The organism is Arthrobacter sp. R4 (genome assembly GCF_051365025.1).
Classification (GTDB): Bacteria; Actinomycetota; Actinomycetes; order Actinomycetales; family Micrococcaceae; genus Arthrobacter.
The window spans coordinates 31520-46692 of the sequence record NZ_JBLWIJ010000002.1 but is presented as its reverse complement, the minus strand read 5'-3'; the positions used below and the strand labels follow the sequence as shown (position 1 = coordinate 46692).

The window sequence follows — 15173 nt, the reverse complement described above, 5'->3', positions numbered from 1 at the left end:
CGGCGCCGCTCCTGCGGGCCACGGCCGCTCAGGCTGATGCCTCCCGATGCAGGCCGGCCTGCTCCACCAGTTCCGTCAGGTACGGCCGCTTGCCCTGGCGCAGTTCTATACCTTCAGGCAGCCCCTGGACGGACGCTACTGATTTGGCAATATCGATGGTGATCCGACCGCCGGCCAAGGGGGCATTGGTGATGTGCAGGTCTCCGTACGATTCCGGAAGTACTGGATCCACCCATACGCCGCCCAAGGACACGTGGGTGTCGTACCGCATCAGGCTTGTCACCAGCCGGATAGGCGTCGTCGCTGCCCAGGCCTGGGGCGAACATGCGGTCGGATACGGCACGGGCTGGGCGGTCTGCTCTCGGCTGAAACCGCAGAACAGCTCCGGCAACCGGCCCCCTGAGTAATCGGCTGCCTCCAGCAGGGCAGTCGAGATCCGTTGTGCCTCGGCGATGAAACCGTACCGCAGCAGACCGCTCGCAATGAGGGCGTTGTCGTGTGGCCAGACCGAGCCGTTGTGGTAACTCGCCGGGTTGTAGGCGCCCATGTCGCTTGCCAGCGTCCGCACTCCCCAGCCGCTGAACATCTCGGGGGACATCAGCCGTTCCACCACCTGCGGTGCTTTGTCATCGTCAATGAGGCCGTAGACGAGGCAGTGGCCCATGTTCGAAGCGCAGGCGTCGACCTGCCGTTTTCTGCCATCAAGTGCTACCGCGAAGTATCCGTGGTCGGGCATCCAGAACTGCTCGTTGAACTGCTTCTTCAATCGGGCAGCGCGGGCGGCGTAGTCAGTTGCCAAGGCGGTGTCCCCGGCGTCGTGCGCCATCCAGGCCCGGGCGGTGTAAGCCGCATAGACGTACCCCTGTACCTCGCAGAGCGCGATGGGCCCTTCGGCGAGCCGGCCGTCGGCGAAGTTGATCCCATCCCAGGAGTCCTTCCAGCCCTGGTTGACCAGCCCTTGGTCGTTGAGTCGTTCATACTCGACAAAACCGTCTCCGTCCTTGTCTCCATAATCACGGATCCACTCCAGTGCCCGGTCGGCATGAGGCATCAGGGCGGCGATGGTTTCCCCAAAAAATCCATAGCGGCTGGCAGATCCAAGCACCACCACGAACAACGGAGTTGCGTCGACGCTGCCGTAATAGGTGGACTTGCCTCCCAGCGACAGCCCACTGGAGACGTCGAGCCGGACCTCGTGCAGGATCTTGCCCGGTTCCTCCTCGCTCATCGGATCCACAACGGCGCCTTGCCGGTCTGCGAGCGTTTGCAGCGTGCCCAGCGCAAGGGACGGGTCCACCGGTAGGGCCATTTCGGCAGCCAGCAGCGAGTCGCGGCCAAACAGGGTCATGAACCACGGCGCCCCGGCGGCCACAACGACGCGCTCCGGATGGTTCGGATCTTCGATGCGGAGCGAGCCGAGGTCGTCGTAACTGCGCCTCAGAGTGCGCTCGATGGAGCGGTTTCCCATGTGCAGCACCGGAATCTTGGCCACCCACTCCCGGCGGCGCACGTCGCGGGGAGACAACCCGTCGGCGTCGGTATGAAGGAACGACGGCGGCGGCGGACTCGGCGCGTCGGTGCTGGGCACCACGGTGAGGATGGTGCTCCACTGCGTATGGGCCGCAAGGGACACGCGGTAGGTCAAAGCCTCCTGCGTCAGGTCGGCTCCCGGCGCCTGCACCCGAATGCCTTTCCGGACGTCCTTCCAGGCGGACCGGAGGACCAGTGTGTCTTCGTCAACATTCCGGGTTTCTTTCCACCGACGCTGTACGCGGGCCTCTTTCACCTCGAAAAGATCAGCGAAGTCCGCCTCCACCCGCAGGGAGATCACGCAGTCGGCGGGCTCCGTCGAAAAATTGCGGACAGTGACCTGTTCCTGGATTCCTGTCCCCACTTCACGCAGCCGCTCCACGATCAGCGGGCTGTCCGCGTACCCGTCTGTCCGGGGTACCCGGCCGATAAACAAGGCCCGGTACGGTTCCTTTATTTCCCCGGCGAGGGGTTCCAGGACCTGCCCGTTGATGGTGAGGTTCCAGCCGGAGAGGATGCGCGTGTCCTGGACGAAGACGCCGTGCGGATGCTCAGATTGGATATCCCCATTCGGCAGGGAAATGCAAAATGAGGATCCCTCGACCAAGGTTACGGTTCCAGCCCCCAGCGGACCGGCCGCTGTGTCAGCATTCCATCCAGCCATCCCGGCTCCTCCAACACCATTTGACCTGGGTGCCGCGGCGACTAGGTTGGCTCTGCGTTGGCCGCCAGTTTCATCGGTCCCAAATTGACGCTACGCCGGTCTTTGCGCCCGCGCCAGAGCGCGTGCAGTGGCGGTTGATGAGCTCGCCGGAGCTTGCCTCCACGGAGTCCTGCCCTGTTCCTTTGCTGTGGCCGCCGGCTCCCGCTATCCGGCCGCAGTCGGTTCCTCAACCAGCACGGGCACCGGCTCCAGCCGGACGATGACCGCCTTGGACACAGGCGTCTGGCTGCCCTCCGCCACACTCTCCAGCGGCACCAGGACATTGGCTTCGGGATAGTAGGCGGCAGCGCAGCCGCGGGCCGTGGGGTACGACACCACCCGGAAGTTTCGCAGCACGCGCTCCACGTTGTCGTGGTAAACGCCGTGGATATCCACATGCTGCCCGTCACTGAGGCCCAACTCGGCCAGGTCCCCGGGGCTGACGAACACCACTTCGCGGCCCTTCCGGATGCCACGGTAGCGGTCGTTGTGGCCGTAGATGGTGGTGTTGAACTGGTCGTGTGAGCGCATGCTCTGCAGGATCAGCGTCCCCGCGGGCCGCTCCACGTGCTCAAGTTCGTTGACCGTCAGCATCGCCTTGCCGGTGGGGGTGCTGAACGTCCGCGAGTCCCGGGGCCCGTTGGGCAGCACAAAGCCGCCTTCCTGCCGGATCTTCCGGTTGTAGTCATCGCAGCCCACCACCACGTGGGAGATGTGGTCACGGATGAGGTCGTAGTTTCTTTCGAAACCGCCCCAGTCTGCGTGGACCGAATCCCCCACTACGTGCTGGGCAAGCCTGCTGACGATAGCCACCTCGGACAGCAGGCCGGGCGCTACGGGGTCCACCGTTCCGTGTGAGGCGTGCACGGCGCAAACGGTGTCCTCCACCGAAACGAACTGTGGCCCGGTTTCCTGGAGGTCGATTTCCGTGCGGCCCAAGGTGGGCAGGATCAGTGCTTCGGCGCCGGTGACGGTGTGCGAACGGTTGAGCTTGGTGGAAATCTGCACCGAAAGCTCGGTGTTTTCCATCGCCGCGAACGCGGCGTGTGTATCCGAAATGGCCCCTACGAAGTTGCCGCCGAGCCCCACAAAAACCCGGATGCCGCCGTCGCGCATTTGCCGGATGGTTTCGACGGCGTCCACGCCGTGTTCGCGGGGAGGATCGAAGTTGAATTCCTTGCCCAGCGAGTCCAGGAAGGCCGGCGGCATCTGCTCCCAGATGCCCATGGTCCGGTCCCCTTGGACATTGCTGTGGCCACGGATGGGCGAGGCGCCGGCGCCCGGCTTGCCGATGTTGCCGCGGAGCAGCAGCAGGTTGATGATCTCCTTGATGGTGGCCACACCCTTTTTGTGCTGCGTGATGCCCATGGCCCAGGTGATGATCACCTTGTCCGCCCTCAGGTAGCGGTCCGCAAGCTCGTCGATCTCCTGGGTCCGCAGCCCGGTCGCCTCAAGGACCGCGGCTTCATCCAGGTGGCCGAGATGGGTCCGCAGTTCCTCCAGCCCCTCGCAGTGCTCCTGGAGAAACTGATGGTCGAGGATGGTGCCAGGGGCAGCGGCCTCGGCGTCCAGCACCCGCTTCGAAACGGCCTGCAGGAGCGCCATGTCGCCGCCGATCCGGACCTGCATAAACTGGTCCGCCAGATCTGTGCCGCGTCCCACGATGCCCTTGACCGTCTGCGGGTTCTTGTAGCGCATCAGGCCGGCCTCCGGCAGCGGGTTCACCGCGACGATGCTGGCCCCGGCCTCTTTGGCTTCCTCCAGCGCAGTGAGCATCCGCGGGTGGTTGGTCCCCGGATTCTGGCCCATGATGACAATCAGGTCCGCCTTGGCGAAGTCATCGTAGGAGATGGTTGCTTTGCCGATGCCGATGGTCTGGCCCATCGCCCAGCCCGAGGATTCATGGCACATGTTGGAACAGTCCGGCAGGTTGTTGGTGCCGTAGGCGCGGACGAACAGCTGGTAGAGGAATGCGGCCTCGTTGGAGGTCCTGCCGCTGGTGTAAAATGTGGCCTGGTCCGGGGAAGTGAGGCCCTTGAGCTTGTCCGAGACGATGCTGAACGCCTGTTCCCAGCTGACGGGGCGGTAGTGGTCCTCCCCCGCGGGCTTGTAGACGGGTTCCGTGAGGCGCCCCTGCATCCCCAACCAGTATTCGGAGCGTTCGCGGAGCTCGCTGACCGGGTGCTCCGCCCAGAAATCGGAACCGATCACCACGGGCGTCGCTTCCCAGGTGACGGCCTTGGCACCGTTCTCGCAGAACTCAAAGGTCTTGCGGTGCCCGGGGTCCGGCCAGGCGCAGCTCATGCAATCGAAGCCGTCTTTCTGGTTCAGCGCCAGCAGCGTCTTTGCTGCCCGGCCCGCGCCCATGTGCTTCAAGGCCGGCTGCATGGAGTGGTACACGCCGGGAACACCCGCCGCCCACGTCTTAGGATGCCCGCTGACCTCGATCTCGGACTCGTCGGCCTCTTCCACCTTGGGGTTCTTGCGCGTCACGCTGCACTCTCCTTGTTCCTGCGGAGACCGAAACGCGCCGGCTGCATCAGCGGAACGGTCACTTTCCACAGTTGTTCAGGGGCCCCCGGAAGTCAAGGACGGTGGCCGGTTCAGGGCTGGGCGGCAACGGGCTCAAGTACAAGCACGGACGACGGCGGCAGCCACCTCGCGTAGGCTGGTCACCACGGCTGAAGCAACCGGCCGCAGGACCCACCTTCCGGAGCTGCAACATGTCCGAGAATCCTGCGCTGCGCGCGCTCGCCTCCTCTGCTTTTTCACTGCCCCAACTGCGCGACGGCCAACTCGCGGGTATGGCCGCACTGGCTGAGGGCCGTGATGTCCTCGCCGTGATGCCCACCGGATATGGCAAGTCCGCCATTTACCAGGTTGGAGCCGTTCACTTGCACCGCCGGACGGGACGCCCCGCCGTCGTGGTTTCACCCCTGATAGCCCTCCAGGAGGACCAGATCGATGGCCTCGCCGAGGTGTTGGGGCCGGACGCCGCCGTCGCCATCAATTCCGCCCACTCCGGCGCGGAACTGGAAGATGCCTGGCAGAAAGTGGAGGCAGGCACTGCAATCTTCCTGTTCCTGGCGCCGGAGCAGCTGGCAAAAAAGGAAACGGTGGAGCGGCTCGCCGCCCTGCACCCCACACTGTTGGTGGTGGACGAGGCACATTGTGTCTCCTCCTGGGGCCACGATTTCCGTCCCGATTACCTCACTCTGGGCACGGTCAGGGAGCAGCTGGGCAACCCGCCGGTTGCCGCACTGACAGCCACGGCTTCGCCGCCGGTGCGGGAGGAACTTGTGGAGCTGCTGGGGATGAAGGATCCGCTGGTCCTGGTCCACGGCTTTGACCGGCCCAACATCAGCCTGGAGGTGGTCCGGCACCACGAGGCAAAGGAAAAGCGCCGCGCTGTAGTGGAGCAGGTCTGCGCGCTGGCCGAGGGAAACGGCGGCGCCGTCCGGAGGGGGCTGCTGTACGCCGCCAAACGCAAGGACACAGAGAAGTATGCGGCCGAGCTGACTTCGCGCGGACTCCGCGCCGAGGCTTATCATGCCGGCCGCTCCGCCGCGGACCGCGAGCGTATCCTTGGGCTGTTCATGGACGACCGGCTGGACACTGTGGTGGCCACCACCGCGTTCGGGATGGGGATTGATAAGCCCAACGTCCGGTTCGTCATCCACGCCGACATCCCCGAATCGCTCGATGCCTACTACCAGGAGGTGGGGCGTTCCGGGCGGGACGGCGAGCCCGCGGTTGCTGTCCTGCACTACCGGGCCGAGGACCTGGGCCTGCGGAAGTTCTTCGGCACGCACTCCCCGGACCCGGATTCACTGTTGGCCCTGCTCAAGGTGCTCCGGTCGGCGGACGGCCCTGTTTTTGCGTCGTCCCTGGCAGAACTCACGGACCTGTTGCCCCGGCGCGTCACGGGCCTGCTGAACCTGCTGCACGAGGCCGGGGCGGTGACCTCAGGCAAACGGGGTGTGCGCCTCACCTCGAAAGCCAAGCTGTCCGCGCTGGTGCGGGACGCCGTCGGCCTCGCCGAAGCCCGCCAACGCGTGGACCAGTCCCGGCTCAACATGATGCGCGCCTACGCCGAAACGGACGGCTGCCGCCGGCAATTCCTGCTGGGCTACTTCGGCGAGCATCTTCCGGAGCCGTGCGGCAACTGCGATGCCTGTGCGGAGGCAGCACGGCAGTCCGCCCCGGCCGGGCAGGAGCACCCGGGGGTGGACCACGACGGCGGCCATGCCGGCCAAGAGCAGGATGTTCCGTTCCCGCTCCAGTCCACAGTCACCCACAAGTCCTGGGGGCCCGGCCTGGTGATGCGCTATGAGGACGATGTGATCACGGTCCTGTTTGAGCGGGAGGGCTATAAGACGCTTTCACGGAAGGCTGTCATGAAGCGGAAACTGCTGAAGCCTGCTTAGGTAGGCTGGAGGGAGACTCCGACGAAAGGCCCGCCACGTGGAAGTTCCCTCCATTGTCTGGACCCTGACCATCGCAGGAATTGTTGGCCTTCTGGCCTTCGATTTCTTCTTCCATGTCCGAAAGGCCCACACCCCGTCTTTGAAGGAATCGGCCATCTGGTCCTCCATCTACGTGGGAATCGCGCTCCTCTTTGGCCTTGGCGTGCTGATGTTTGGCGGCACCACCATGGGTACCGAATACTTCGCCGGCTACGTCACGGAGAAGGCGCTGTCCGTGGACAACCTCTTTGTGTTCCTCATCATCATGGCCAGCTTCCGGGTGCCCAGGGCGGACCAGCAAAAGGTGCTGCTGTTCGGCATCGTCTTTTCGCTCATTGCCCGCACGGCCTTCATCTTCCTCGGCGCCGCCCTGATCAACAGCTTCGCGTGGGTGTTCTACATCTTCGGACTCATCCTCCTGATCACCGCCGGCAACCTGCTCAGGCCCAATGTCCACGACGAAGAATCCGAAGGCCTGGTGGTCAGGCTCGCCAAGAAGTACCTCCCGGCGTCGGCACATTACGACGGCGACAAACTGTTCACCATGGAGGACGGCAAGCGCGTCCTGACACCGATGCTCCTGGTGATGGTGGCCATTGGCGGCACCGACATCCTGTTTGCCCTGGACTCCATCCCCGCAATTTTCGGCCTGACCCAGAATGTGTACATCGTCTTTACTGCCACTGCGTTCTCGCTGATGGGCCTGCGCCAGCTGTTCTTCCTCATTGACGGCCTGCTGGACCGCCTGATTTTCCTCTCCTACGGGTTGGCAGCCATCCTGGGCTTCATCGGCGTGAAACTGATCCTGCACGCCTTGCATGAGAACACCCTGCCGTTCGTCAACGACGGCCAGCACGTCAATGTGGTGGAAGTCAGCACGGCAGTTTCCCTCACGGTGATCCTGGGCGTCCTGGTGGTCACCATCCTCGCGTCCATCTTCAGTCCCAAGGGCAAAGCCAAGAACGCGGTGTCCGGCGCCAAGCGGCACGCCACCGAATACCTGGACCTCACCTACGAAACGGACATGGCGGAGCGGGACAAGATCTTCGCCCGGATGGTCCGCGAGGAAGACCAGATCCGCAAGCTGCCCGAGAAGTACAAGCGGCTCATCCGCAACGAGACCGAGTTCCTAACGCTGTTGCGCAACGCCCACACCGAGCACGACAAGGCCCAGGTCCGGGCGGACGCCGAGGGCTGACCGGAGACCCCGCCACCCCTCTCCCTGCCGCCGGGACCGCCGTCCGGACCAAATTGTCAGTCCCTCTTGCTAGATTCAAATAAAGGCCAGGGGAACCGCCCTCAGGCCAGGCCAGTCAATGGGGAGGCCCCATGTTCCTGCTCGATCCTGCCACCCATGATCCCGGCGCGGCGCCTGACCTGGTGTTTTCCGCCAGCGACCTCGTGGCCGCCAGCGAGTGTGAATACCGCACGCTCCGGGTCCTGGACGAGAAACTGGGCCGCTCCACCAAGGCCGAATTTCCCGACGACGAGATGCAACGCCGCGCCGGCGCCCTGGGCGACAAGCATGAGGCGAAGGTGTTGGCGGGCCTGATCGCGCAATACGGCCAGTGGGATGCCAGCCGCGGTGCCGGTGTGTACTCGATCGAGCGTGGCGAAAACGTCCGTGCAGACCTCGTGGCCAAGCAGGCGGAAACCGAGTTGGCGCTGCGGGCAGGGGCGGACGTGGTCTTCCAGGCAACCTTCTTCGACGGCGAATTCCTCGGCTACGCGGACTTCATCGTCAACGAAGCCGCCGGCACCGGAAGTCCGGGACGGTACGAGGTCTGGGACACCAAGCTGGCCCGGCACGCCAAGGTGGGCGCCCTCCTGCAGCTGGCTGCCTATGGCGACCAGCTGATCGGGATGGGGCTGGACCCCTCCCCCAAGGTCACCCTGGTGCTGGGCGCCGTGGTGGACGGCGACTACGTGCGCAGCGTCCATTCCCTGCCGGACCTGCTGCCGGTCTTCCGCGAGCGCCGCGATCGCTTCCGTGCCCTGACCGCTTCCCACCGCGGAGGCGACGGCCCCGTGGAGTGGCTGCAGCCCGGCATCACCTGTTGCGGGCGGTGTAACTATTGCGCCGAGCAGGTCAAGGCCCACCGGGACCTCTTGATGGTGGGCGGGATGTCCACCCTCCGCCGGAAGAAGCTTCGTGCCGAGGGAATCACCACCATTGATGCCCTGGCGGACCTTCCGCCGGAGCAGGCAACCGGTTCACTGGCACGGCTCCGCGACCAGGCCAGGATGCAGTTGGGCCGGGACGTTCCGCACGGCTCGCGGACGTTCACCAAGGACGGCGAGTACCACACGGTCACGTTCAAGGTGCTGCCGGAGAATGCACTGGACACCATCCCCGCGCCCAGCCCTGGCGACATCTTCTTTGACTTCGAGGGTGATCCGCTTTGGCAGGACCCGGCCACCAGCAGGTGGGGACTGGAGTACCTGTTCGGCGTGATTGAGTCCCCGGATGCCGCCGCTGATACCGCTGATCAGCCGGTATTCCGTCCGTTCTGGGCGCATTCCCGCTCTGAAGAACGGCAGGCTTTCCTGGACTTCCTGGCCTACGTGGAGGAACGTCGTTCCCGGTACCCGGACATGCATGTCTACCACTACGCCGCGTATGAAAAGTCTGCGCTCCGGAACCTGTCCGTGACCCACCTGGCGGGCGAGGAGATCGTAGACGCCTGGCTCCGGGAAGGTCTACTGGTGGACCTTTACGCCACGGCCCGGCACTCCCTCCGGATCTCCGAGCCCTCCTACTCCATCAAGAAACTTGAGCCCCTCTATATGGGCGACAACCTCCGCTCAGGCGACGTGAAGGATGCAGGTGCCTCCGTGGTGGCCTACGCCGCCTACTGCGCGGCGCGGGACGACGGCGATGCTGCCGGCGCCCACGAAATCCTGGCCTCAATTTCTGACTACAACGAATACGACTGCCTCTCCACCCTCCGCCTCCGCGATTGGCTACTGCAGTTGCGGAGTTCGGCTTCCGGGGCCCCACCAGGGGAGCCCGCGGCGGCAGTAACGCTCGACGCCGGGGGGCAGCTGCCGCTGCTGCGGGACCTTCCGGAGGACGGGCCGGAAGTGGAACCAACGCCCGAGGAGCTCCGGCTCCGGGAGTATCTGGCCGGACTCCCCGATACCAGGCCCTGGACCGACGATGAGCGTGCCATCGCCATGGTGGCCGCCGCCACCGGCTACCACCGGCGCGAACGGAAGCAGTTCTGGTGGGAGCACTTCGACCGCACGGAATCCGAAATCGACCACTGGTCCGAGCACCGCAATGTGTTTGTGGTGGACTCCGCCGAAGTGGTAGCGGACTGGGTCCTCGCCAAGCCCACAGTGCGGATGCGCACCCGTGTCCTGAGGCTCTGCGGAACCATGAGTGAGGGCTCGGACTTCAAACCCGGCAGCACGTGGTGCCGGCTCTATGATTCACCAGTGCCAGACGGACTGGAGGATCCGCAGGGAAACCTGCTGGCGCGTGGCTTTAGCTTCGGCACCCTGGTCACCGCCGTAGAGGACCACCCGGACATTCCGGGCAAAACCCTCATCACCATCGAGGAAAAGGAGACCGGCAAGGTCCCAGCGTACCCGCACTTCCCGGTTGCCCTGACGGAGGATAAGCCCGTCCCCACACTGAATATAGAGGCCGCCTTGGCGGAGCTGGCCCAGTCCGTGGGTGCCTCGGTGCCCCGGTTGCCGGAGCACCCGGGTGTGGACATCCTGCGCAAGGCACCGCCGCGGTTCCGCTCGCTCTCCTCCCCCGCCGCCGTCGGGAAGGACAGCTCCGGCGCGGCGGACTATGTCACGGCCATTACCGCCTCGCTGCAGGACCTTGACCGCTCCTACCTCGCCGTCCAGGGTCCTCCGGGAACCGGCAAGACCTACGTCGGCTCCCATGTCATCGCCCGGCTGGTGCATGAGGGCTGGAAAATCGGCGTTGTCGCCCAGTCCCACGCTGTTGTGGAGAACATGCTCTGCACAGCCATCAAAACCGCCGGAGTTGCCCCTGACCGGGTGGCCAAGAAACTCGCCTCGGATCACGACGTGCCCTGGCACCACACTAAGGAAGCCGATGTCGCCGCCCTGCTTGCTTCGCACGGCGGATGCCTGGTGGGCGGTACCGCGTGGACCATGACCGGCAAGACAGTTCCGGCCGGGTCCCTGGACCTGCTGGTCATTGACGAAGCAGGGCAGTTCTCGCTGGCCAACACCTTGGCTGTGGCACGTTCCGCTCAACGCCTGCTGCTCCTGGGGGACCCGCAACAGCTCCCGCAGGTTACCCAGGGCTCGCACCCGGAACCCGTGGACGAGTCTGCGCTCGGCTGGCTGGCTGCCGGGCACGCCACGCTCCCCGCGGAGCTGGGCTATTTCCTGGCGGACAGTTGGCGAATGCACCCCGAACTGTGCCGCGCAGTGTCAGTACTGAGCTACGACGCCAAGCTCGAATCCGCACCGGCGGCCACACTCCGGAGCCTGGCCGAGGTGGCTCCCGGAGTGGAAACGGTGTTCGTAGATCACAGCGGCAACACCACCTCGTCCGCCGAAGAGGCCGCCGAAGTGGCCAGGCAGGCGCGGCGGCACATCGGGCTGAAGTGGATTTCCGGCGGCGACCAGCCTGCCCGGCCGCTGGCAGCCGAAGACATCCTCGTGGTAGCCGCCTACAACGCCCAGGTCCAGCTGATCCGCCACACGCTCCAACAGGCGGGCCTGGAAGGCGTTCGGGTGGGAACCGTGGACAAGTTCCAAGGGCAGGAGGCTCCCGTTGTCCTGGTGTCCATGGCCTGCTCCGCTGTTGCCGAAGCCCCTCGCGGCGCCGAATTCCTGTTGAACCGGAACAGGATCAACGTGGCAGTTTCCCGCGGCCAGTGGCGGGCAGTGATTGTCCGTTCCCCCGAACTCACCAACTACATGCCCCGGAAACCAGAGGTGCTGGAGCAACTCGGAGCGTTCATCGGCCTAAGCCCCAGGACCAGTGTCGTCCGGCCGGGCGAAAAGTAAAACGCGCCGGTCAACAAAACGCCCCGGTCAGCGGGCCTTGAAACCGCGGAAGGCACCCTCGGCCGCGGACAGGGTATCTTCAACCCTTTCCACCCTGCCGGGGGTGTTGTCCGACTTCAGCCAGTCGAGCAACTCCTCCACCCGGGCTGGTGGTCCCTCGGCAATCACCGAGACCGAGCCGTCGTCGAGGTTTTTCACCAACCCCGTCAGGCCCAACTCCTCCGCCTTGCCCATCGTCCAAAAACGGAATCCGACGCCCTGCACCACGCCGAAAACGCGGGCGGAAAGCCGGATGTCGCCGTCGTCCGGTCCTGCCCAGTCCGGTCCTGCCCAGTCTTGTCCTGATGAATCCCGTCCAGCGGAGTGCCTTCCGGAATGCCGCCCTTCGGAAGCTGCCATGGCGTCAGGACTGCTTGACCAGCGCCGCTTCGACGTTGATCCTGACTTTGTCGCTCACCAGGAGGCCGCCCGTTTCCAGGACCGCGTTCCACGTCAGGCCGAACTCCTTGCGGCTGATCTCGGCCTCTGCGGAGAAGCCGGCGCGGGTGGCTCCAAAGGGATCAACGGCCACGCCGGTAAATTCAACTTCGAGTTCGATGGGTTTGGTGATGCCGCGGATGGTGAGGTCGCCGGTGAGCGTGTAGTCCTCGCCGTCGCCTTCTGCTGAGGTGGCCCGGAAAGTCATCTCGGGGAAGTTCTCCACGTCGAAAAAATCCGGGCCCTTCACGTGGCCGTCCCGATTGGGGTCGCCGGAATCGAAGCTCGCTGTCTTAACGGTGGCGTGGAGCGAGGCGTCGGCCAGGGACTGGCCGATCCTGGCCTCGGCGCTGGCGTCCGTGAAGCGGCCACGGACTTTGCTGATGCCCGCGTGGCGGACCGTAAAGCCGATCTCGCTGTGGGACATGTCCAATGTCCAGACGCCCGGCGTGATTCCTGAGGGAAGAGTCATTTCCGCATCTCCTAGGTGGGTGGAAACCGGTCACAGCGACCAAAACCCACAGTGCGTCACTACGCAGTTTTTGTCCAGAGAGAGTCACCCCAACTAGGTAGCAGCAGATGTCGTTTTGGCGCCTCATAACGACACTTACTGCTACTTAGTTGGGGCGCCCACGGAGGATCCGCAGGCCGCCACCCCTACTGGACAAAAACTCCCCGGCGCAGTCAGTTGATGACGATATCCCTGGTGCGGTGATCGTAACGGATGGTGACAGTGCCGCCGTTGTGGTGCAGTTCGTGGTTGGGGCCATCGAAGGTGCCGAACGCGCCGTAGTTCTCTTCCCAGGAACGGTTCAACGCGATCTTGAAGGTGTAGTAGCCAGCAGGCAGCTCGGCACTGATAACCCACTGCTGGGCGACGAAATCGAACGTCATCTGGGCTTCGTCGTACTGCGGAGCCCAGTCCTCGGGAGCGCCAAGGAGCGTGTTGAAGTCACCCGCCACTGCCACGGCCTCGGGCTGCGGGAAGGTTTCCACATCCGGTCCTTCAAGCGATTCCGCCACAGCTGCTTCCGACTTCGTCTTCGGAGCAGCCTTGCGCGTACGGACAGCCTTGACCACCGGCTCCACGGCCTCTTCGATAATCTTGGCGGCCTTGCCGACAGCCTCGGCAGCCTTCTTCGCCGGCGCCTTCTTGGCAGGGGCCTTCTTGGCGGGAGCCTTCTTGGCGACCTCATCGCCGGCTGCGGAGTCCTTGACCACGGCGCTCTTGCGGGTAGTCCTGGCCGCGGCAACCTTGGCGGGGGCGGCAACAGGCGCAACCGGAACCGGGGTGTCGGCAGGGACGGGAGTTCCGGCGTCGAGCGCCGAGGCAAACGAGTCCGCATCAGGGAAGGCAACCGTGGCCCGCATCCCGTCCTCGGTGATGGTCCAACCGGAGCGGCCCTTGACCAGCCAGCCGGCCTTGACCAGCTTGGCGGTAGCGGACGTGAGGGTCTTGTGTCCGCGGGGGATCCCGCCGCTGAGAAGCTCGGCCTCGTGCGGGCTGAACGGTACGCGGGCGGTGGCTTCTGCGAGCACGCCTCCTGCGTTCAGAGCATCGCCGGTCCACGTGCCTTCCGTCAGGACATCCAGCACGGACTTGAGTCGAAGGTTGGTGTTTTCTGTAGTGGACTTGGCCATGGTTCCCCTTTGTAAAGCGATCGGTCAATAGGCATCTTGCCAATAGCCTGTTAAATCGCACGACTTGAATTGGTTAACTCTGCGTGTCGTGACCGACTATGACGCGTGTAACACCGGAAGTGAGGCGGGAGTCTCGGGTTTGGGGCTGTTTACTCAACCCCGGGGCGCTGAAATGGCTTCCGCCGGTCCCCGCCCAGACACGCTTTGCGGCACTAGTTTAGCCGCTGGTAGCCACGGTTGCGTCCAAGGCTTTTTGGGCTACGCCCGGTTCAGTTCGTCCAGCAGCTCCGCTTTGCGCTCCTCCGAGGCAAAGGACGAGTGGATGGAGTTGGCGGCCAGCCGGGAACGGTCAAAGTCGGAAAGCCCCAAGGCAGTTTCGAGCTGGGCGAAGTTGTCGTCCACGTACCCGCCGAAATACGCCGGATCATCCGAATTAACTGAGACGTTGAGCCCGGCTGCCAGCATGGCGGGCAGCGGGTGGTCCGCCAGCGTATCCACAGCGCGCAACCGGACGTTGGACAGTGGGCAGACTGTCAGCGGAATCCGGTCTGCTACAAGGCGCTCCACCAGGTCGGGGTCCTCCATGCACCGGATTCCATGGTCGATTCGCTCCACGCCCAGGATGTCCAGGGCCTCGATGATGTACGACGCCGGTCCCTCCTCGCCCGCGTGGGCGGTCAGCCGCAGGCCCGCTTCCCGGGCTTTGGCGAAGAGTCGTTCAAACTTCGACGGCGGATTGCCCACCTCGGCCGAGTCCAGGCCGATCGCGCCGATCGGGGCGTTCATGGCCAACAATCCATCCAGGACTTCGAGCGCCGATTCCTCGGAGAGGTCGCGAAGGAACGCGGCGATCAGCATGGTGGAGATGCCGAAGTCCTTCACCGAGGTCGCTAAGGCGGAGGCCACTCCGTTGACACAGGTTTCCAGGCTGATGCCTCGGGACAGGTGGGCCTGCGGGTCCATCATGATCTCGGCGTGCCGGACACCGGCGGCCGCAGCCCGGGCCAGGTAGTCGCGGGTCATATCGGCGAAGTCCTGTTCCGTCTGCAGCACCGCCATGTTGGCGTAGTACAGGTCCAGGAAAGACTGAAGGTCGGTGAACTCGTACAGTCCACGAAGCTCGTCAAGCCCCGAATATGGGAGGGAGATGCCGTTGCGCTCCGCCAACTCAAAAATCAGCTCCGGCTGCAGGGTTCCCTCGATGTGCAGGTGCAGTTCCGCGACGGGCAGGATCCTCACAACCGCTTCGGTCCCGGCCAGCTCCGTGTCTGGAAGGTCCGACGCCGGAACTTCCGGTTCGGCGAGCGGAGTGGCGGCTGTGTCCCGGTAATTGTCCATCGGGTCAGGATATC

At 64.6% G+C, this 15173-nt stretch carries 9 protein-coding genes; 3 read left to right on the top strand and 6 right to left on the bottom strand.

Features of this window, described 5'->3' with window-relative positions:
* Positions 1–28: 28 nt before the first annotated feature.
* Positions 29–2194: an amylo-alpha-1,6-glucosidase gene (locus ACLKOZ_RS00810; protein WP_436472253.1), complete on the bottom strand. Its 2166-nt coding sequence runs from the start codon at positions 2192–2194 to the stop codon at positions 29–31.
* A 204-nt stretch (positions 2195–2398) separates the two neighbouring features.
* Positions 2399–4726 carry an FdhF/YdeP family oxidoreductase gene (locus ACLKOZ_RS00805; protein ID WP_436472252.1) on the bottom strand — a complete coding sequence of 776 codons (2328 nt, stop codon included), beginning with the start codon at positions 4724–4726 and terminating at the stop codon, positions 2399–2401.
* A 230-nt stretch (positions 4727–4956) separates the two neighbouring features.
* Between ACLKOZ_RS00805 and ACLKOZ_RS00800 the strand changes: the two genes are divergently transcribed.
* The 3 genes from ACLKOZ_RS00800 to ACLKOZ_RS00790 all read left to right on the top strand — a co-directional run bounded on the left by ACLKOZ_RS00800 (position 4957) and on the right by ACLKOZ_RS00790 (position 11703).
* Positions 4957–6660: a RecQ family ATP-dependent DNA helicase gene (locus tag ACLKOZ_RS00800; RefSeq protein WP_436472251.1), complete on the top strand. Its 1704-nt coding sequence runs from the start codon at positions 4957–4959 to the stop codon at positions 6658–6660.
* A gap of 37 nt (positions 6661–6697) precedes the next feature.
* A complete protein-coding gene (locus ACLKOZ_RS00795) occupies positions 6698–7897 on the top strand; it encodes a TerC family protein (RefSeq protein WP_337346424.1) in 1200 nt (399 codons plus the stop codon).
* A gap of 131 nt (positions 7898–8028) precedes the next feature.
* A complete protein-coding gene (locus tag ACLKOZ_RS00790; protein WP_436472250.1) occupies positions 8029–11703 on the top strand; it encodes a TM0106 family RecB-like putative nuclease in 3675 nt (1224 codons plus the stop codon).
* A 27-nt stretch (positions 11704–11730) separates the two neighbouring features.
* On the opposite strand, the gene ACLKOZ_RS00785 is transcribed toward ACLKOZ_RS00790, so the two are convergent.
* The 4 genes from ACLKOZ_RS00785 to ACLKOZ_RS00770 all read right to left on the bottom strand — a co-directional run bounded on the left by ACLKOZ_RS00785 (position 11731) and on the right by ACLKOZ_RS00770 (position 15159).
* Positions 11731–12102 carry an acylphosphatase gene (locus ACLKOZ_RS00785; protein ID WP_436472249.1) on the bottom strand — a complete coding sequence of 124 codons (372 nt, stop codon included), beginning with the start codon at positions 12100–12102 and terminating at the stop codon, positions 11731–11733.
* A gap of 4 nt (positions 12103–12106) precedes the next feature.
* A complete protein-coding gene (locus tag ACLKOZ_RS00780; RefSeq protein ID WP_337350324.1) occupies positions 12107–12652 on the bottom strand; it encodes a YceI family protein in 546 nt (181 codons plus the stop codon).
* Between the two features lie 212 nt (positions 12653–12864).
* Complete coding sequence (locus ACLKOZ_RS00775; RefSeq protein WP_436472248.1) at positions 12865–13821, bottom strand: pullulanase X25 domain-containing protein; 957 nt, start codon at positions 13819–13821, stop codon at positions 12865–12867.
* 258 nt (positions 13822–14079) lie between these two features.
* Positions 14080–15159 carry an adenosine deaminase gene (locus ACLKOZ_RS00770; RefSeq protein WP_436472247.1) on the bottom strand — a complete coding sequence of 360 codons (1080 nt, stop codon included), beginning with the start codon at positions 15157–15159 and terminating at the stop codon, positions 14080–14082.
* Positions 15160–15173: the final 14 nt, after the last annotated feature.